This window comes from Geomicrobium sediminis (assembly GCF_016908595.1).
GTDB lineage: Bacteria > Bacillota > Bacilli > Bacillales > Marinococcaceae > Geomicrobium_A > Geomicrobium_A sediminis.
Genome location: NZ_JAFBEC010000003.1, coordinates 43,614 through 61,024 on the forward strand (window position 1 = coordinate 43,614; position 17,411 = coordinate 61,024).

At 40.8% G+C, this 17,411-nt stretch carries 22 protein-coding genes; 14 read left to right on the plus strand and 8 right to left on the minus strand.

Annotation, left to right across the window (positions count from 1 at the left end; genetic code table 11):
• Positions 1 to 23: 23 nt before the first annotated feature.
• The gene (locus JOD17_RS05685; protein WP_204696153.1) at positions 24 to 878 is read right to left on the minus strand and encodes a LysR family transcriptional regulator; all 855 of its coding nucleotides are present in this window, start codon (positions 876 to 878) and stop codon (positions 24 to 26) included.
• A 116-nt stretch (positions 879 to 994) separates the two neighbouring features.
• Here JOD17_RS05685 and JOD17_RS05690 point away from each other — a divergent pair, with 116 nt between their 5' ends.
• The 3 genes from JOD17_RS05690 (at position 995) to JOD17_RS05700 (ending at position 3,790) form a co-directional block, all read left to right on the plus strand.
• Complete coding sequence (locus JOD17_RS05690; RefSeq protein ID WP_204696154.1) at positions 995 to 1,384, plus strand: hypothetical protein; 390 nt, start codon at positions 995 to 997, stop codon at positions 1,382 to 1,384.
• A 74-nt stretch (positions 1,385 to 1,458) separates the two neighbouring features.
• Complete coding sequence (locus JOD17_RS05695) at positions 1,459 to 2,109, plus strand: LytTR family DNA-binding domain-containing protein (RefSeq protein WP_042418307.1); 651 nt, start codon at positions 1,459 to 1,461, stop codon at positions 2,107 to 2,109.
• Positions 2,110 to 2,275: 166 nt separating this feature from the next.
• The gene (locus JOD17_RS05700) at positions 2,276 to 3,790 is read left to right on the plus strand and encodes an acetyl-CoA hydrolase/transferase family protein (protein ID WP_204696155.1); all 1,515 of its coding nucleotides are present in this window, start codon (positions 2,276 to 2,278) and stop codon (positions 3,788 to 3,790) included.
• A gap of 44 nt (positions 3,791 to 3,834) precedes the next feature.
• Here JOD17_RS05700 and pdxR read toward each other — a convergent pair whose 3' ends face one another.
• Positions 3,835 to 5,235, minus strand: coding sequence for a MocR-like pyridoxine biosynthesis transcription factor PdxR (pdxR, locus tag JOD17_RS05705; RefSeq protein WP_204696160.1), 1,401 nt, complete (start codon positions 5,233 to 5,235; stop codon positions 3,835 to 3,837).
• 133 nt (positions 5,236 to 5,368) lie between these two features.
• Between pdxR and JOD17_RS05710 the strand changes: the two genes are divergently transcribed.
• The 6 genes from JOD17_RS05710 (at position 5,369) to JOD17_RS05735 (ending at position 8,643) form a co-directional block, all read left to right on the plus strand.
• Entirely contained in the window at positions 5,369 to 5,977 is a 609-nt protein-coding gene (locus tag JOD17_RS05710) for an FMN-binding negative transcriptional regulator (RefSeq protein WP_204696162.1), read from the plus strand.
• Positions 5,978 to 5,988: 11 nt separating this feature from the next.
• Positions 5,989 to 6,507 carry a GrpB family protein gene (locus JOD17_RS05715; RefSeq protein ID WP_204696163.1) on the plus strand — a complete coding sequence of 173 codons (519 nt, stop codon included), beginning with the start codon at positions 5,989 to 5,991 and terminating at the stop codon, positions 6,505 to 6,507.
• Positions 6,507 to 7,058, plus strand: coding sequence for a DUF1572 family protein (locus JOD17_RS05720; RefSeq protein WP_204696165.1), 552 nt, complete (start codon positions 6,507 to 6,509; stop codon positions 7,056 to 7,058). Before JOD17_RS05715 ends, JOD17_RS05720 begins: the two co-directional genes overlap by 1 nt.
• A 54-nt stretch (positions 7,059 to 7,112) precedes the next feature.
• The gene (locus JOD17_RS05725; RefSeq protein ID WP_204696167.1) at positions 7,113 to 7,388 is read left to right on the plus strand and encodes a hypothetical protein; all 276 of its coding nucleotides are present in this window, start codon (positions 7,113 to 7,115) and stop codon (positions 7,386 to 7,388) included.
• A 144-nt stretch (positions 7,389 to 7,532) separates the two neighbouring features.
• Positions 7,533 to 8,285: a VOC family protein gene (locus JOD17_RS05730; RefSeq protein ID WP_204696168.1), complete on the plus strand. Its 753-nt coding sequence runs from the start codon at positions 7,533 to 7,535 to the stop codon at positions 8,283 to 8,285.
• Between the two features lie 184 nt (positions 8,286 to 8,469).
• Complete coding sequence (locus JOD17_RS05735; protein WP_193745118.1) at positions 8,470 to 8,643, plus strand: hypothetical protein; 174 nt, start codon at positions 8,470 to 8,472, stop codon at positions 8,641 to 8,643.
• 220 nt (positions 8,644 to 8,863) lie between these two features.
• Here the strand turns inward: JOD17_RS05735 and JOD17_RS05740 are convergent, their stop codons facing one another.
• Positions 8,864 to 9,184 (minus strand): YxeA family protein, encoded by a 321-nt coding sequence (locus tag JOD17_RS05740; RefSeq protein WP_204696171.1) that lies wholly within the window; start codon positions 9,182 to 9,184, stop codon positions 8,864 to 8,866.
• 162 nt (positions 9,185 to 9,346) lie between these two features.
• On the opposite strand from JOD17_RS05740, the gene JOD17_RS05745 reads away from it, so the two are divergent.
• On the plus strand, positions 9,347 to 11,059 hold the full coding sequence (locus JOD17_RS05745) for an adenine deaminase C-terminal domain-containing protein (protein ID WP_204696173.1): 1,713 nt from the start codon (positions 9,347 to 9,349) through the stop codon (positions 11,057 to 11,059).
• Here JOD17_RS05745 and JOD17_RS05750 read toward each other — a convergent pair.
• Positions 11,056 to 11,235: a hypothetical protein gene (locus tag JOD17_RS05750; RefSeq protein ID WP_204696175.1), complete on the minus strand. Its 180-nt coding sequence runs from the start codon at positions 11,233 to 11,235 to the stop codon at positions 11,056 to 11,058. The genes JOD17_RS05745 and JOD17_RS05750 overlap by 4 nt on opposite strands.
• Before the next feature lie 185 nt (positions 11,236 to 11,420).
• On the opposite strand from JOD17_RS05750, the gene JOD17_RS05755 reads away from it, so the two are divergent.
• Positions 11,421 to 11,633, plus strand: coding sequence for a hypothetical protein (locus JOD17_RS05755; RefSeq protein WP_204696177.1), 213 nt, complete (start codon positions 11,421 to 11,423; stop codon positions 11,631 to 11,633).
• A gap of 86 nt (positions 11,634 to 11,719) precedes the next feature.
• Here the strand turns inward: JOD17_RS05755 and JOD17_RS05760 are convergent, their stop codons facing one another.
• The 3 genes from JOD17_RS05760 to JOD17_RS05770 all read right to left on the minus strand — a co-directional run bounded on the left by JOD17_RS05760 (position 11,720) and on the right by JOD17_RS05770 (position 14,453).
• Positions 11,720 to 12,334: an SCO family protein gene (locus JOD17_RS05760; protein WP_204696179.1), complete on the minus strand. Its 615-nt coding sequence runs from the start codon at positions 12,332 to 12,334 to the stop codon at positions 11,720 to 11,722.
• Between the two features lie 26 nt (positions 12,335 to 12,360).
• The gene (locus JOD17_RS21270) at positions 12,361 to 13,692 is read right to left on the minus strand and encodes an ATP-binding protein (RefSeq protein ID WP_204696180.1); all 1,332 of its coding nucleotides are present in this window, start codon (positions 13,690 to 13,692) and stop codon (positions 12,361 to 12,363) included.
• Between the two features lie 83 nt (positions 13,693 to 13,775).
• Complete coding sequence (locus JOD17_RS05770) at positions 13,776 to 14,453, minus strand: response regulator transcription factor (RefSeq protein ID WP_476702224.1); 678 nt, start codon at positions 14,451 to 14,453, stop codon at positions 13,776 to 13,778.
• 213 nt (positions 14,454 to 14,666) lie between these two features.
• On the opposite strand from JOD17_RS05770, the gene JOD17_RS05775 reads away from it, so the two are divergent.
• Complete coding sequence (locus tag JOD17_RS05775) at positions 14,667 to 15,158, plus strand: FixH family protein (RefSeq protein ID WP_204696181.1); 492 nt, start codon at positions 14,667 to 14,669, stop codon at positions 15,156 to 15,158.
• A 148-nt stretch (positions 15,159 to 15,306) separates the two neighbouring features.
• Here the strand turns inward: JOD17_RS05775 and JOD17_RS05780 are convergent, their stop codons facing one another.
• The gene (locus JOD17_RS05780; RefSeq protein WP_204696182.1) at positions 15,307 to 15,780 is read right to left on the minus strand and encodes a glutathione peroxidase; all 474 of its coding nucleotides are present in this window, start codon (positions 15,778 to 15,780) and stop codon (positions 15,307 to 15,309) included.
• A 129-nt stretch (positions 15,781 to 15,909) separates the two neighbouring features.
• Here JOD17_RS05780 and fosB point away from each other — a divergent pair, with 129 nt between their 5' ends.
• Positions 15,910 to 16,326, plus strand: coding sequence for a metallothiol transferase FosB (gene fosB, locus JOD17_RS05785; RefSeq protein ID WP_275581682.1), 417 nt, complete (start codon positions 15,910 to 15,912; stop codon positions 16,324 to 16,326).
• A gap of 4 nt (positions 16,327 to 16,330) precedes the next feature.
• Positions 16,331 to 17,410: an ethanolamine utilization protein EutH gene (locus JOD17_RS05790; RefSeq protein ID WP_204696184.1), complete on the plus strand. Its 1,080-nt coding sequence runs from the start codon at positions 16,331 to 16,333 to the stop codon at positions 17,408 to 17,410.
• The last annotated feature ends 1 nt before the right edge of the window (position 17,411 follow it).

Here is a 17,411-nt window from a genome sequence, read left to right on the forward strand (position 1 = left end):
TGATTGGGATTATCTTCTGAACCTTAATCCAATTCACGCTTAGTGAGAGTTACGAACTTTTGTAAGGCGCTATCCAAATGTTGTTCTTTACGATGTACAAAGATCATTTGGACGTTGGCATGTGATTCTGGAATGCCATAGATGGAGACAGGGCGATCGAATTTGTGGGAATCAACAAGAGAGATCGGAGCAATGGAAAAGCCAAGCCCCGCGTTTACACAGTTCAATATGGATTCCATCGTGTTAAACTCCATGATGCGCTTTGGATAGATTCCTTCGTCTTCTAACCAACTCTCGAGACGTTCGCGATACAGGTCGTTCGGGCGGGTTAACAAGGTTTTATCACGAACATCGTGTACTTGAATCGGCTCACTTGAGAACAAGACAAGCTTTTCAGTAAACACTGGCGTACTGACGAGGTCGGGGTGTTCGATTGGACCGACCATGAATGCACCATCTAGTTGATAATTGAACAAGTCTTCTAATAAGAACGCCGTTCGCTCAACACGAAGGGAAAGTTCAACATCCGGGTATTTTTTGCTATAGGAAGCAAGTAATTGTGGCAATTTACTCGATGCTGTCGTTTCATTCGTGCCAATTCGTAAATGACCGAACGGCAATTCATCGTCCATCAGTGCATGACGAGTCTCATCGATGAGATAAAAAATCTGTTCGGCATAATCAAGTAACTGCCTTCCTTTAGGTGTTAATGTCATTCCTTTTGAATGTCGGTAAAACAATGGTGTCTGGAATTCTTCTTCAAGCTTTTTAATTCGAGCGGTAATGTTGGATTGGACGTAATTTAGCACTTCTGCTGTTTTTGTTGTGTTTTCTTCGTACGCAAGCGTCACAAAAATCCGCAAGTCCTTTAGCTCCATAATAGTCTCCTATCATTTAAAATGATCGATGTTATTCACTTTTAATTATTTTTAATGATGGCTGTCCTCATCTATACTATAAGTAGAGCAAAAACAAAAGGAGCTATGATAAACCCATGTGGTTAATTCAAGAGTTAGGTATGAGAGAAAGCCATAACGCTAAATACTATCAGTTCATTGAAGACAATTTAAGACGGTATGAAAACAACGAACCGATGCTTATGATGAACGTAAATGACATTAGCGATGATACGTCCAATTTGTTGGATCGTTGGTCTGAAATAAAGCAACAAATTAAACTTATGGATGGTGTGGAAGACAGAATTGAACTTCTGAAAAGCTATCTGAATGAAACAACGCAGAGCAAAAGTTTGAAAGAACTTCTTCAGCTAATTGAAAATGATCGAGAGAACCTTAAAAAAATGAACGAAGATCAAAAAACAATTGATGCCCTTGAAGAACTTCAACAAACCATCACATCTCTACGCAAATTACACCTCGTCTAATCCTTAGCATTAATGATACACTTTTGTTAGAATAAACCTAGTATATATTTTATCAATATACTAGGAGGCTTATGATGAATGTCATGTCTGTTACTGATATGATTGAAGGATTTCAAGCAATACTCCCAGATCACTTATCAATAGCCATAACCGATGGCGATAAATATATGTATTACCGACCGAGCAAGACGATTGATTTAAAGATTGAGCCCGGTGATCTTATTAAAGAAGACACCGTTACCCATAAAGCGTTAACGATCAAAAAGAAAACGGCTGAATATGTTTCAGCACAAGTATTAGGTGTTCCGTATTACGGAATCTCAACGCCTCTATTCTCCGATCATCGCCTCATTGGATGCATCACTCTTATTTCAGAGTCGGTCCAGTCACATTATCAGTCAAATTTTCTAACCGTGATGAATCAAAATTGTTGGTATCCAGTTCCGCACGATGACATTACTGTCATTGAAGCAAACAGTCGTAGAACTTGGGTACACACAAGGTCACGTGTTGGTACGAATAAGTTCAATTTATCACAATTAGAAGCAATACTCCCGCACGATACGTTTTACCGTTGTCATCGGTCCTACCTCATTAATATCCTTCAAATCAAAGAAATTCAACCCGAGTCACATTCAACATTTACATTAATCATGAATGACGATACTGTCGTTCCTGTCAGTCAGTCGTACGCAAGTCACTTTCGAGAGATGCTTGCCTTCTAAAAAAATGAAAGCAAGCTCTCGCTTGTGTTTTTTAGGCTGCCCTGAACGCTGATTCATGTCGTAATTATACTGGCTCATCCAACATCTAAGCCCTTTCATACAGAATTGAATGTTCAGCATAACAGGCATTGATACACTAAATAGAAAAAGAAATGAGGGTCTTATTATGAACACACAAGACAAACTGCGAAACCCCCATTTATCGGAGAAAATCGTCACAGATCAAATCGCAGCAAGTTGGATTAAAGATGGTATGACACTTGGTCTTAGTGGTTTTACTCGTGCAGGAGACGCAAAAGCCGTACCAACCGCACTTGTAGAACGTGCGAAAGCTGAACCGATGAAAGTGAATGTTTTCACAGGTGCATCACTCGGTTCTGACATTGATAAGAAAATGGCAGAAGTTGATCTCGTAAACAAGCGACTACCATTCCAAGTCGATAAAACGATGCGAAACAAGATTAACACAGGTCAAATGTGGTTTATTGATCAACATCTATCGCATACTGCTGAAGCGTTAAGACAAGAGGTATTTGGGGAGATTGACTTTGCGATCATCGAAGCGATTGCGATTACAGAAGATAATCGGATTATCCCAACAACATCCGTCGGTAACTCTGCAGCGTTTGTGAACCATGCCAAAGAAGTGATTGTTGAAATTAATACGGCTCAACCAGCTGCTTTGGAAGGGATGCATGACATTTATGAACTCGGTGAGCAAGGGTCCCGTGTGCCAATCCCACTAACGGATTCTTCTGATCGCATTGGTGAGACAGGAATTGCTGTAGACCCAGACAAGATCCGAGGGATCGTCTTCACAAACCAAGAAGACTCACCGTCAACGGTTACACCACCGGATGATGATACAGAGAAGATTGCCAACCATCTCATCGCCTTCCTTGAAAAAGAAAACGATGAAGGCAGATTACCGAAGACGCTAGCTCCCCTTCAATCTGGAATCGGGACTGTTGCGAACGCTGTATTTAGCGGTTTGAAGAATTCACGTTTTACGGACCTTGAGGTTTACTCAGAGGTTCTTCAAGATTCCGTGTTTGATCTTTTAGATGCAGGAAAAGTAAAAATGGCTTCGGGCTGTTCAATTACACTATCCGAAGATAAAATGAACGACGTGTTCCCACGTCTTGACGATTACAAAGATCGTCTCGTTCTAAGAGCGCAAGAGCTATCGAATCACCCAGAAGTGATCCGTCGTTTAGGGTTGATCTCAATTAATACGGCAGTGGAAGCTGATATTTACGGCAACGTGAATTCCACACACGTTCAAGGTACGAAAATGATGAACGGTATTGGTGGATCAGGTGATTTCGCTCGAAACGCTAGACTCGGAATCTTTGTCACAAAATCGATTGCGAAAAACGGTGACATCTCTAGCATCGTACCGTTTGTTTCCCATGTAGACCATACGGAACATGATGTGGATGTACTGATCACTGAACATGGACTAGCAGATCTTCGTGGACTCGCGCCGAAAGAACGTGCAAAAGAGATTATTACAAACTGTGCCGATCCATTGTATAAAGAGCAGTTGCTCAGTTACTTTGACCGAGCGGTTGAACAAGTTGGTGGGCATACCCCACATCTCCTTCAAGAAGCGTTTGCTTGGTATAAGAACTTTGACGAGCACGGAACGATGCGTGAACGTGAACTTGTTATGAATTAATAAAAAAGCTCGATAGGCAGTCTAGCCTTCGAGCTTTTTCTAATTTACGAATGATACCAAGCTTTTTTTAACGTTTGAATGCCTTCTTCAATCGTTTCTTCCGATAAGCCAGCAAACCCGAGCAATACTTGTGAGGTAACTGGTTTTTCATTCGCATAATAAATTGAAGTTGGGTACACCGCTACCCCGAGTGTCTCTGCTCGACGAATCAGTTCTTCTTCACTTAGCGGGAGGTTTGGCTCCACGATCACATGAAGACCCGAGTCATTACCGGAAACGTTAAGATCTGGCATGTGCGTTTTAAGTGCGCGAAGTAATGTCTGTTGCCTTGATTTGTAGCGTGTTTTCGTACGATTTAGATGGCGCCACCAATCGCCACTTTCCATAAAGCGCTCGAGCGTGTATTGATGGAACCTAGAGACGGTTTGTTGTAAATGAGTAAAGTTCTCTGAATAATGGTTGAGCAATCTTTGTGGCAAGACAGCATACGAAATTCGAGCAGCAGGTGTCAATGATTTAGCAAACGTTCCAAGGTAGATGACGTGTTCATGGTGATCAATGCCTTGCAGCGCAGGGATCGGCAGTCCGACATAGCGGAACTCACCATCATAATCATCTTCAATGATATATCCGTCTACATTCTTCGCCCACTCTAACAATTCATTCCTTCGAGATAATGGCATTAACACGCCAGTGGGAAATTGATGGGATGGTGTCACATAGACGACGTTTGCATTGGATTCATACAACTTGTCCACCCGAATCCCTTGGTCGTCAAGGGGAATGGGAGATAAGGAGACCCCTGAATGTTGAAACGTTTCACGAATTCGATTATAGCCGGGTTCCTCCATCGCATAAGAATCTTTGGTGCCAATTAGTTTACATAGCAAATCAACCAAATATTGGGTGCCTGCGCCCACAACAATCTGTTCGGGGAGACACCTCACCCCTCGAGATTGATAAATGTAATGAGCAATTTCTTTACGTAAGCCAAGTTCTCCTTGGTGATAACCATATAGAAAAAGATCTCGATTTTCACGATGAATGCTCTCTAGTGTGTACTTGCGCCACTGTTTATAAGGGAAATGTTCAAGGTCAACTTCTCCGTATCGAAAGTTAAAACGAGTCGGAGTTACGTTAGCCGATGTTTCCTCGGTTGGGAAGTGGCCTTGCTTTTGTTCTGGAAAAAACAAATCTTGGTTTAATGGAACGACAAATAATCCTTTTCTTTCAACGCCTTTGACATAACCTTCAGCACTTAATTGTTGATAGGCAATGTCGACGGTATTGCGACTCACATTTAAATGCTTTGCGAGTTGTCGTTGTGATGGTAATTTCGTATGGGCAGGTAAGTGACCTTTTTGGATTTCTAAGCGAATGCTTTTGTACAGCTGGATGTAGAGGGGATCACTTCCCTTTTGGACATTCGGTGTAAATTCGATCATGATTGTTCCCCATTTCTAATGTGGCACCTTTAAAAAGATGAAGGTTGGGTCTTTAAACAGGTGAAAACCTTTTGTACACTAAGCTTACAGAAAAAACGATCAATTGAGAACAGTGTGAAGGGAGAACGTTGTTATGTACGTACCGAAACATTTTCAAATGGTCGACCAAGAAGACGTGTATGAACTCATCACTAAACATAGCTTTGCAACGCTCGTTTCAACAAATGATGAAGTACCGTTTGCGACACATTTACCGCTATCTTTGTCAGATGATCAACAGTATTTACTCGGTCATTTTGCACGAAAAAATCCGCAGTGGCAAGGGTTAGAAGGACAGCGAGTATTAGCAATTTTTCAAGGTCCCCACTGTTACATTTCTCCCACATGGTATGAAACTAGCCAAGCCGTTCCAACGTGGAATTATATGGCGGCACATGTGACAGGTACGGTTGAATTTGTTTCAGACGAAATGTTGCATCAATCACTCACAGAACTTGTTGCGAATTATGAAGACAAAGAGAGTCCTTATTTGTATGAAAAACAAGATCCTGAGTTTTTGAATAACATGTCCAAAGGCGTTGTAGGTTTTCAAATAAAGATTGATCAGCTTGTTGGTAAGGCAAAGCTATCTCAAAATCATCCTGAAGAACGAAAGCGCCTTGTTATTGATCAGTTAGAAAAACAACCGAGTGATGATGAACGACAAATTGCCACGTACATGCGTCAGCATAACGATCTTTAAAGGAGTCATTTATGGGAAGAGCGATAACAATTGAGAAGAACCATAAAGCTTGGGCACATGAGTATATCGTTGAAAAAATAAAAATTGAACAAAACATAAAAGGACATTTTAAAGCGATTGAACATATCGGCAGTACAGCAATTCCAGGTCTTGGAGCTAAGCCAATCATTGATATGATGATTGGTGTCGACGATTTAGAGGAAGTTCATAAAATGAATGAGCCGCTTGCTGCAATCGGCTATACACACGTTTATCATCAAGAGTTTCCAAACCGTCGTTTCTTTAGAAAAGGGGAATGGCGTAAAGGCACACACCATCTTCATGTTTACACATACAACGGTACTGAATGGATTGAAAGACAACAATTCAGAGACTACCTGATCGCTCATAAAGAAGGGAGAAGGGCCTACGAAACGATAAAACGTTCATTAGCTGAGCGTTATCGTGATGATGTTGTTTCTTATACAAATGCCAAGGAACCATTTATTCAAGAGATTATGGCTAAAATAGCTTATGAGGAGAGTTTGTAATGGCAGATGTTGCAACGATCTATTTACGCATAGTTAAAGAGAGGTTCCTAAGTGTGAAGGAGCTCGGTGATAGAACGTTTAACCAATGTACAGAGGAAGATTTACATTGGTCAATGGATAAAAACTCAAATAGTATGGCAACGATCGTACAACATATGAGCGGGAACATGTTGTCGAGATGGACGGATTTTCTAACGACCGATGGTGAAAAACAAACGCGAAACCGGGACGAGGAATTCGAAAGGAAGCGCGAGACGAAAGCAGCATTGCAACAGCGGTGGGAAAGAGGCTGGCGCGTGTTATTTCAAACACTTGAGGAGCTTCAACCAGAGAATGTCGAGCAAAGCGTAACAATTCGAAGTGAAGAACACCTCGTAATGGAAGCGATTGAACGCCAAGTGGCCCACTATTCTTACCATGTCGGACAAATCGTTTACATAGGAAAAATGATCAAACGTGAACAATGGAACAGTTTAAGTATACCGAAGGGTCAGTCCATCAATTACTTAGAAGAAATGCAAAATAAGCATGGATTAGAAAGTAAAAGATAGCTCATAGTAGCTATCTTTTTTAAATTAGCAAAAATTGGGTAAAGAAAGGTATGAATGTATGTCTTTAAAACGAGGTGGTTAGCCAATCATTTCTTTATTGGCGGATCAATTGTATTGCTCGCTTCAATTGTTTTACACATTGGTCTTATTTTAATTAATGCAATTTTCATTAGTAATTCTGTTGATGCAGTCGGAGCACAGCAAATCATCGATTCGACATGGAATCAATTTGGGAATTTGATGACTGGATCAATCGTGTTATTTGCATTTGGTAGTGTCTGTATGTTGGGAGGCGTAGTTTTAGAAATCATGGATCGTGTAAGAACGTAGGGAACTGGATACAAGACTTTCAAGTAAATATTTAAAGCATATGACGGATGTATTGCTTCTTTTAAAGACTTCTTAGTTCATAACCTTCTCATTTGCATTCATCTTATAAAATGAAAGGGTAGTCGAGATAAGGAGGGTGAGTGAATGAGTGATTCAAGTAGCACTACGAGTCGTACAATCGCGCTGTTTGATTGTGATTATCATAAGTTTGATGAGCACTTAGAATTTTATACCGCACTTGGTTTTGATATTGTGTATTATCAAAAGGCTCCGTATCGGTATGCGTCAGTGAAGATGGATGGTCTTACGGAGATCGGTTTCTATGGTGCGCGGAACGATCGTGAAGGCATTAACCGTGGTGGGTGTTATGTTGAAGTATCGAATGTGCGGGAAGTCTATAATCAATTACGCGCCAATCTAAAAGCCTATTACAGACGAATTCCAGTTAAAGGAACGCCTCGAATTTCTCGACTGAACAAAACAGCCGAAGATTGGCGTGTAAACATTACAGATCTTAATGAGAATACGATCATCATCGGTGAGAGCTTAGGCGATTCAACAACATTAATGCAACGAGAAGAGGCCCGTGTAAAAGCCTTACAGTCGAAGTTCGAGAAGCTCTACGCTTCTGCGTACCGTTTTGCATACTCCAAAGAAGATTATCTGGCCGCCCGCAATACGTTAGAAGTTGCGTTTAATAAGTTTGTGACGGATGCGTCGAACGAGTATGTCGTAAAAGCGAGAGTGTTGCAAGCAGAAGTTTTTGATTCTCTGAATCAACACGGTCGAGCGAAAGAAGCCGCTACATTGGCAAAAGCGATCGTTGTGTCAGAACAAGAACAGGTTGCGCTTCAAGCAACGTATGAGCGATTGAGAGAGTTGGAGCAACAAGAATAGGCAAGAAGACATCTAGGTTCAGGTGTCTTTTCTTCTGGATACGTACACAAAAATGTATTTTTTATTTACGCGGATCACTAATTCTTTTGTAAATGAAAAGTGCATTTAGTATGTAGTATGACCTTGCATTGTCTCCCTATCGAAAAAGAGATATAGTGTGGAGAGGAATAATGGGAGGATTCATATGGTACGTTTTTATCTTAGTTCGTTTTTCGTATACTTGCTCATCGTTATCTTATTAGTTGCATTTGGTGCCCCGTGGTTTGTAGCGGTTGGTTTTCTATTTTTAGCTGGATTGCAGCTTTTTCATTTTTTCGATTATCGGAAGCAACAATCTAAAGCGTCTAAAAGCCGCTAGGTCTACTGTGTTTAGGGTAGAAAGATGTCGAGAAATTAGAGAAACAATTTAAATTCCAAAAAATGCTAGACTTATGAAAGCGCTATCATTTACAATGGAGTTGGGTAGAACAACAATCGTGGTTGTTTCGGCACTTGGCGTAGGTGGGGCCAGTGCTATGTAGGCAATGCTTTGGCATTGCCTTTTTATTTTGCCTCAAAGCTCTACTTAGGTTGAGCATTTAGAGATCAACTTCTTCCCAGCTCTTTACATACGTGCGTTTTGTTTCTAAGCGAAGAGTGGCACCTTCTCGTAATGGTGCACTGGCTGTGAACGTGACTTCACGCTCTTCTCCGTCTTCGGTGATCCCTGTCAACGTGTATTCCACTCGGCCGCTTCCAAGTTCTTCACCTTCACCTTCCACGATCACGTACACATCTTCTTCTGGTACAAAAGGATTGAGTTGATCGGCAAATTCATGTTGAACGAGCATCGTAAATAAGAAGATAAGTCCTACGGCTGATGTTACGGTCGTTAAGATTATGATCAGTACTTTACGCATCTTTATCACCTCTGTGATCAGTCTAATGCGCGGGCGATAATGGAACCATTGCTTTTCCTTTCATGACTCTTACAAAGTTGTACGAATCCATATCGTTAGCAGGGAAATTCGACAAACTATCGAAGTTTTTACATAGACGAAGTGTTAGTGAAAGGTGATTTTATGGCAAACCAAACATACTCCAAAGAAGTCTTGCAACAACAAGTAAATGTGGTGGATTTAAAAGAACCACCAACACTATTATTAAAAAATGTTACGTATTTGCATTCTTATTTACATACATGGATGAAAGGCAACATCTGGATTTACGGGGAGCGCATTGTGTACGTAGGTAAAGAAATGCCAGAGGATGCTCCGAATGTTATGGATTGCTCAGACATGGTTGCTGTTCCTGGTTACATTGAACCTCATGTTCATCCATTCCAATTGTATAATCCTGTTTCTCTTGCTCATCATGCCGCTCGATTTGGGACGACGACGCTAATTTGTGATAATCTTTCATTTTTACTCGGATTATCGACTGAAGAAGCTCATCGTCTGTTAGACGAACTTCGTTCCTTGCCGAGCACGTTATTTTGGTGGAGTCGATTCGATGCACAATCGTTGTTAAACGATGAAGCTTCAATGTTTACGGGTGAGTCCGTGAAAGCCTGGCTTGATCATCCTCTTGTCGTACAAGGCGGAGAATTAACAGGCTGGCCTAGACTGCTTCAAGGTGATGAAAACATGCATGCGTGGGTACGTTATGCAAAAGAAAACAAAAAGCGAATGGAAGGACACTTTCCTGGTGCATCAGAAAAAACATTGGCGAAACTGATGTTGTTAGGCGCTGAAAGTGATCACGAGGCGATGACAGCCGACGAAGTAATCACTCGGCTTTCTCAAGGTTACTATGTGACGATACGAGATTCCTCGATTCGTCCAGATCTTGAAACGATTCTTGAACAATTAGTAAAGAAAGGGATCACTCGATTCGATCGGTTATTCATGACGACGGATGGTTCACATCCATTCTATTATGAACGTGGAATTTCAAACGTCCTCATCAAAAAAGCCATTGATTTAGGAGTCCCAATCATTGATGCGTACCACATGGCGAGTGACAATATTGCTCGTTATTATGGTATGGATCATTCGTATGGGAACATCGCAACCGGCCGCGTTGCGAACATCAATCTATTATCTAGCAAAACAGAACCGACTCCTATGCATGTAATCGCAAAAGGAACAGTCGTCAGTAACAACGAAGAAGACAGCAATCTACCGCAGTTGCCAAGTCTTAAATTAGATTGGCAACTATCAGAAGACGACTTTCAATTTGCGAGTCAAATGGGAATGCATCTCGTGAACAACGTCATCGCGAAGCCTTATCGATCAGAGCAAGATTTATCAGTAGATCAACTATTACAAGAACAAGATGAATGCTTTCTCATGATGGTTGCAAGAGATGGGAGTTGGCGTTTAAATACGGTCGTAAAAGGATTTGCACAGGTTGATGGACTTGCTAGTTCCTATTCTGGAACTGGAGATGTACTTCTCATTGGTAAATGTCGAAAAAGTATGATTCGAGCGTTTAATCGGGTGAAAGAACTAGCGGGTGGGATTGTTCTCGTTCAAGAAGGGGAGATTCGTGCAGAGATTCAGTTGCCAATCTTCGGCAGCATGAGTCAAAAACCTTTTGAACAAGTCATTGCAGAGGAACGAGAAATCATTCAAACGCTGAAAAACGCAGGATATGCATTTGAAGACCCTGCGTTTACGTTGCTTTTCTTAACAGCAACCCATTTACCTTTCGTGCGCCTTACACAAAAAGGGTTAATCGACGTGAAGAATCAAGAAATCATGATTTCCCCTGTAAAAAGAAAAGGATTCTAGCGATGATGTAATTGCTGGATTTGCTGTTTTAATTCGTCATTTTGCATCATTAAGTCCTTATTCTGTTCAATAATAATCTTATCATTTTGCTCAATAATTCGTTTGTTTTGATTCTGAATACGATAATTTTGTACATAGAATATAATGCAAAAGGCTAGAAAAATGAGCACTAGCATGGGCTATCGAACCTCCTAAAACAAATAAAGGTATAGTATAACAAATGTAAGGCTCTTTGTTGGAAAGATTGAGAGATTTGTCGCTATTTGTCGATTTCTAAAAGTAAAAGAGCAGTCCCGATCACTTCATATGCTATAATTAAGACACGCATAGTAATGTATGAACGGGAACGGAGGTAAGGGTAATGAAGTATCCAAATTATATGATGCTCATTATGGCTTTATCTGCAGTGATGGCAATGGTCTATGATAGCGATGCATTTTACTCCACCTGGGCACTATCCATCTTTGTTTTTTCAGGGGCTTCAGCACTCTCAGTTCGTAATACAAAGAAAGTATTTTTATGGATTCCGATCGTCGTGTTGTCGGTCGTGGGACTCGTCATCACATTTTTTTAATAGTAGGAACTGTTCTTATCAATAAGTGCAGTTCTTTTTTTATGATCTTTTAAACCCCCAACCGTTTTAAGAGGCTGGGGGTCTATTTACGTGATACTCTGCTCGATATCGTCCATTAGTAATTCCATGTCTTCGTTGCCAAGGCCATCATAACTGCGAACGACTTGGCCTTGCTCATCAATTAGAAAAAAATTCGTCGTGTGGAGAATATCAGGATCTTCTGGATCATTTAAGACCGTAGATTGAAAAGAGTCTAGCATCAAGTTTTCAATTTCTTTCTCGGAATATCCGGTCAAGAATTGCCAATTCGTTTCATCAACACCGTAACGATTCATATAATCAGTGAGTACGTCAGGAGTATCGTGATTGGGATCAACGGTAAAAGAGACGAACTGGAGATCAAGATTACGAGATTCAGCTTTCTCTTGAATTTCCACTAAATGTGGGGTCATGAGATTGCAAATGGTAGGGCAACTCGTAAAGATGACATTGGCGATCCAGTAGGAACCTTCATAATTCTCGCTAGAAATAACATCTTCAGATTGATTGATATAAGAAAATGGTTCAACGGTTAAGTTCTGATTCGTTAAATCACGACCAATTAGATCCGATTCATCTGACGATTGATACAACCAGTTACAACCACTGATCATCGCAAATAGTGTACATACACTTAGCATGTATACGAGTCGTTTAATCATTAAACTCATGCCTTTCGTGAGGGGAGTTAAGAACTTACCTCATCAAAAATATACTCAGGTAAGTCAATATGAACGGTCGTACCGACCTGTAGAGTAGATTCAATGGTCAATACTCCGTGATGTTTCTTGATAATTTCTTCGACAATGGCAAGTCCTAATCCCGTGCCCCCATCAGTCCGTGTTCTTGCGTCGTTCACCCGATAAAAACGATCTTTAATATACGCCAATTGATCTTTTGGAATGCCTATGCCTTCGTCGTGAATCGTGAGGCGATAGTGTTGGTCTTTCCAGGGGATCAATGATACGTGAATCGTCGTAGCAGGGTTAGAATAGTGAATGGCATTATCCAGTAAGTTACGAACGACTTGTTCCAGACGCTTGGCATCACCAGTAATGATTGCTGCATCATCTAAGCTCCGCTGAATTTGAATGTTATGATGGTTTGCTGTGATTTCCATACGTGTAATAAGGTCATGAACGATCTCAGCAAAAACGACAGGTTCTTGCTCAATCGTATACGTAACACTTTGAAGCTTCGTTAAATCAAGAAGATCATTAGTGAGGTGTAACATTGACTCAGCTTCTGATTGGATAATCGTAATTCCCGTCTTTTGATCAACGACATTTTTCTCAATAGCTTCTGCATAGCCTTTAATATAGCTAAGAGGCGTTCGAAGCTCGTGAGACACGTTACCGATAAAGGTTCTACGAGTTTTCTCTTCTTCTTCCAATGTTTGTGCTAAATAATTTAATGATTCACCTAAGCGTTTCAACTCAATTGAACGCGGCTGATGATGTACACGTTCCTGGAATTTTCCTTCGGCCATCTTTAGAGCTGTATGCTGCATTTGTTGAATCGGCTTAATAGCTTCTAAGGAGATTACTCTCCCTGTCACAATTAACAGTGCAATGATGATCGCGAGTAAGAGTAACGCAAGTGCACGCAATTCACCTAGCGGTTCGTACACACTAGCTAACGGTTGAGAGAGAAGAATCACACCAGTGAGTTCTTGACTTTCAATGAGCGGAACCGCTACACCGAGAATCTCTTGATCGTAACTAGGGTGATTACGTAACATCACGACTGTTTCACCCGATTCAAGCGCTTGTCTCTCCGTTGCATCAACGAAATCAAGGTGAATGCCACCGTTGTCCGAATTGCCTTCTGAAATAAGAGGGTGCTCGTCTGTAAGAAAAGCAACATCAGCACCTAAGCTTTGGTCGGTCCATTGTACTCGCCATAAAAACGCACTCTCTGAGTCATAATTATGATAGACACTTTGCAACTCTTCACCAGAAGTCATCAAAGAGTTAATTTGTTCATCGACATACAGTCGTTCATATAAAAACGAAATCACATACATACCTACAAAAACAATGGTTATAAAAAGTATTCCTAACGCCAACCAAATGCGAACATGTAGTGATTTAAATCGTTCCATTAACTTTGAAATTTATAGCCAACTCCCCAAACTGTAGAAATCATATGTTTCGCAGATTTCAGTTTTACCCGAAGTGTTTTAACGTGTGTATCGACCGTTCTTAGTGTCGATGGTGAACCATCCTTGTCCCATAAAATCTCATGCAAATGCTCTCTAGAAAAAACGTGAGAAGAATGCTCACAAAGAAAAAGCAATAAGTCGAATTCTTTTTTTGACAAAGAAAGTCGCTCTTCATCGACTGTCACAGTTCTAGAATCAACATGGATCTTCAAATTCTCAAAAGATAAGACGTTCTTTTGGTTTGAATGTCCAAAACGTCTTAAGACAGCTTGGATTCTTGCGAGCAGTTCCTCAAGTCCAAAAGGCTTTACGATATAATCATCTGCACCGAGCCGAAGTCCGTGTACCCGTTCTTCTTCTTCGCCTCTAGCTGTTAGCATAATAATTGGAATGTCTGATTGTTGACGGATCTCATGACAAAGCTGAAATCCATCCATGCCAGGCATCATCACATCTAATAACACAAGCTGAACTTTTTGTGTGCGAAGAATTTCGAGAGCTTCAACCCCGTTGGAAGCGGTAACGACGTCGTAACGTTCAGCTTCAAGTACAGGTTTAATTAGCTCAATTAATTGTTTTTCGTCATCTACGACTAAAATCAACATGTCTTTACTCAAAATGGACCCCCCAGAGCTTCATTTTCCTCTGTATCTTCTTAGTATAGCCAATCAGTGATTGTCTCGTACACCGGTCTGTATTTTACGTTAGCATATCGTGAAGTTGTGAAGTAATTGTGAGCTTTACGAAACGAAACTTGGAACTTTAAAGGGACGAACCTCACGGAAATTTCACAAGTATAGAATAGAGTAAGAGGAAAGGAGTTGATCGACGTGTTGAAGAGATCCTTAGTAGCCGTTGCAAGTTGTGCAATTCTGTTTGGTTGTTCAAATGAAGAAGTCGATAATAGTGCCACGAATGAAATGATGGAAATCGTTGAAGTAGATGTATTATTTGATCATGAGTTCGAAGAAACTGGCGATCATGCACTTGCAATTCGCATCAGTCAAGGCGACGAGGCAATAGAACATGCACAACACGTAGACTTTGAAATTTGGAAGGCGGATGAGCGAGCGAATGGTGACATCATCTCCGCATCACACGCTGAGGATGGAGTCTATGAAATTAAGTATACATTCAATGAAAGTGGTGCTTATTTCGTTCAAATACACGTAACCGCAAAAGGATACCACGTTATGCCTCTAAAAGGCATACTCATCGGAGACTTTACGAAACAAGACCAATCAAGAATTGAAGAAGGACCATTAGAAGATCGATCCAATTATGATCATAGTGAGATCGATGCTATGAAAATTGATGGGTGAATATCTAGTACAAAAAAATGATAAATGGAGAATGTTCGATGAAGATGCCTTACCTTTAGGTAGTGCAATACTAAGTCAATGGGCATATGATTACCTATCAAAGTAAAAACCAGAGGTAGCGAAAAGCTGCCTCTGGTTTTTATATGAATTACAACGTCTTCTTAATGTCCTCTTCAAGCTGTGCGGGCTTGTCCTTAGGTGCGAAACGTTTGACGACGTTGCCTTCTCTGTCGACGAGGAATTTAGTGAAATTCCATTTGATATCTTCACCGAACAATCCTTTTTGTTGTTCTCTTAGGTGTTTGAATAGTGGGTTTGCGTCTTTTCCTTTTACGTTTGTTTTTTGGAAAAGGGGGAATGTGACTCCGAAATTAAGCTTGCAAGCTTCTTCCATTTCTTCGTCTTTTAATGGTTCTTGATTCATAAATTGATTGCTAGGGAAACCGAGGACTCGTAATCCTTGACCTTTATAATTTTGATGCAACTCCTCAAGCCCATCAAATTGATTAGTAAATCCACACTTTGAAGCTGTGTTTACGATGAGTAAAACGTCTCCCTTGTACTCAGATAGCGGGAAGTCTTCTCCATCGGGCTTTTTAACGGTAAAATCAAAGACTGACATGTAGAAATCCTCCTTTTCTCTATTTTATCTGATTGTAAAGGTTGAAACAAAGCAATGCGCTCATACAATGCATTGTCAGAACATAAGAAAAATCATGATACACTAGATAAGGAAAAGGGGGAGTATGCGTTGAATTTGAATCATATCACCTACTCTGTGTCAGATTTGGCTCGTTCTATGGCATTTTTTGAGAGCGCGCTAGGTGCGAAACGGTTGGTAGAAGGTGAAAAGATGGCGTATTACGATATTGGTGGTGTTTGGTTTGCGTTAAACGTACAACAAGACATTAGCAGAAATGACATTGAAGAATCATATACTCATCTTGCGTTTACCGTAACTGAAGAGGAATTAGAAGAACAGAAGGAACGTTTTCAAAGGCTAGGTCTATCTTATACACTTGGTCGCCCAAGAGATAAAGAGCATGAAGGTAACTCAATTTATTTTAGAGATCCTGATGGACATTTATTTGAATTTCATACAGGCAGTTTAGAAGGGCGAATCCAATATTATAAAGATGAAAAGAAGCCGATGACGTTTACGGATTAAGGTCATGACGACAATTAACGATTATATACTGCTTATTCTTAGTATAGGATTTATTATCGCAGCAATTGATTATGTGTTAGGGAATAAGTTTGGGCTCGGTAATCAATTTCAGCAAGCCTTTGCTATGCTCGGTTCGTTAACGATTGTCATTGTTGGTATGGTTACAATAGCGCCGATCATAGCAAACGGTCTTGCATATGTTAGTGAACCGTTATACATACATACAGGGATTGATCCAGCGGCAGTCATTAATACGGTTTTGGCACTCGACATGGGTGGTTATGCTATGGCAGAAACGTTGTCGTATAGTGATCAAGCCGCACTATTTTCCTGGGTTTTACTTGGGACGATGTACGGACCTACCCTTTCTTTTACCGTCCCTGTAGCACTCGGTATCATTCGTAAAGGTGATGTGAGTTATTTTATTAGAGGGATCTTGTTAGGTATCGTTTGTGCACCGATCGGTTGTTTGTTAGGAGGGTTTGTGGCAGGCTTTCCATTGTCTATGATGTTAATCAATTTAATTCCTGCTATAGGGGCTTCAATTATCATTATCATTGGACTTTTATGGAAGCCGGAAGGAACAGTACAGGTCTTTACATGGTTAGGGCGCATGGTGACAGTGATCGCTGTGATTGGATTAAGTGTGCTAATGATGGACGCCATTTTTCCAGGAGTCGAAGTGTCTGGAATTACGCCGATTGAAGAAAGTATGGCGATTGTCGGACGTATTGTACTCGTTTTGGCAGGTGCAATCCCGCTCACGTATCTACTGTCAAAAGCATTGCGCAAACCATTACAATCGTTTGGAGAACGAATGGGGATCAATAAAGAGAGCAGCACAGGGCTGCTCGCGTCACTTGCTCATGCGATTCCTGCATTTCACCTTTTTCACGAAATGAACCCGAGAGGAAAAGTGCTTGTGGCTTCATTTGCAGTTGCAGGAGCGTTTGTATTTGGAGGCCACTTAGGGTTTGTTGCTGGAATTGATGCCAACTATGTGAGTGCAATGGTTGTAGGTAAATTGACTGCAGGTCTGTTAGCGCTTGTGGTCACATATTCCGTTACAAAGGCAATGCCTTAAG

Coding starts and splice junctions, on each gene's coding strand:
- JOD17_RS05685 (WP_204696153.1), bottom strand. CDS start 878: ATGGAGCTAAAGGACTTGCGGATTTTTGTGACGCTTGCGTACGAAGAA.
- JOD17_RS05690 (WP_204696154.1), top strand. CDS start 995: ATGTGGTTAATTCAAGAGTTAGGTATGAGAGAAAGCCATAACGCTAAA.
- JOD17_RS05695 (WP_042418307.1), top strand. CDS start 1,459: ATGAATGTCATGTCTGTTACTGATATGATTGAAGGATTTCAAGCAATA.
- JOD17_RS05700 (WP_204696155.1), top strand. CDS start 2,276: ATGAACACACAAGACAAACTGCGAAACCCCCATTTATCGGAGAAAATC.
- pdxR (WP_204696160.1), bottom strand. CDS start 5,235: ATGATCGAATTTACACCGAATGTCCAAAAGGGAAGTGATCCCCTCTAC.
- JOD17_RS05710 (WP_204696162.1), top strand. CDS start 5,369: ATGTACGTACCGAAACATTTTCAAATGGTCGACCAAGAAGACGTGTAT.
- JOD17_RS05715 (WP_204696163.1), top strand. CDS start 5,989: ATGGGAAGAGCGATAACAATTGAGAAGAACCATAAAGCTTGGGCACAT.
- JOD17_RS05720 (WP_204696165.1), top strand. CDS start 6,507: ATGGCAGATGTTGCAACGATCTATTTACGCATAGTTAAAGAGAGGTTC.
- JOD17_RS05725 (WP_204696167.1), top strand. CDS start 7,113: ATGTATGTCTTTAAAACGAGGTGGTTAGCCAATCATTTCTTTATTGGC.
- JOD17_RS05730 (WP_204696168.1), top strand. CDS start 7,533: ATGAGTGATTCAAGTAGCACTACGAGTCGTACAATCGCGCTGTTTGAT.
- JOD17_RS05735 (WP_193745118.1), top strand. CDS start 8,470: ATGGTACGTTTTTATCTTAGTTCGTTTTTCGTATACTTGCTCATCGTT.
- JOD17_RS05740 (WP_204696171.1), bottom strand. CDS start 9,184: ATGCGTAAAGTACTGATCATAATCTTAACGACCGTAACATCAGCCGTA.
- JOD17_RS05745 (WP_204696173.1), top strand. CDS start 9,347: ATGGCAAACCAAACATACTCCAAAGAAGTCTTGCAACAACAAGTAAAT.
- JOD17_RS05750 (WP_204696175.1), bottom strand. CDS start 11,235: ATGCTAGTGCTCATTTTTCTAGCCTTTTGCATTATATTCTATGTACAA.
- JOD17_RS05755 (WP_204696177.1), top strand. CDS start 11,421: ATGAAGTATCCAAATTATATGATGCTCATTATGGCTTTATCTGCAGTG.
- JOD17_RS05760 (WP_204696179.1), bottom strand. CDS start 12,334: ATGATTAAACGACTCGTATACATGCTAAGTGTATGTACACTATTTGCG.
- JOD17_RS05780 (WP_204696182.1), bottom strand. CDS start 15,780: ATGTCAGTCTTTGATTTTACCGTTAAAAAGCCCGATGGAGAAGACTTC.
- JOD17_RS05790 (WP_204696184.1), top strand. CDS start 16,331: ATGACGACAATTAACGATTATATACTGCTTATTCTTAGTATAGGATTT.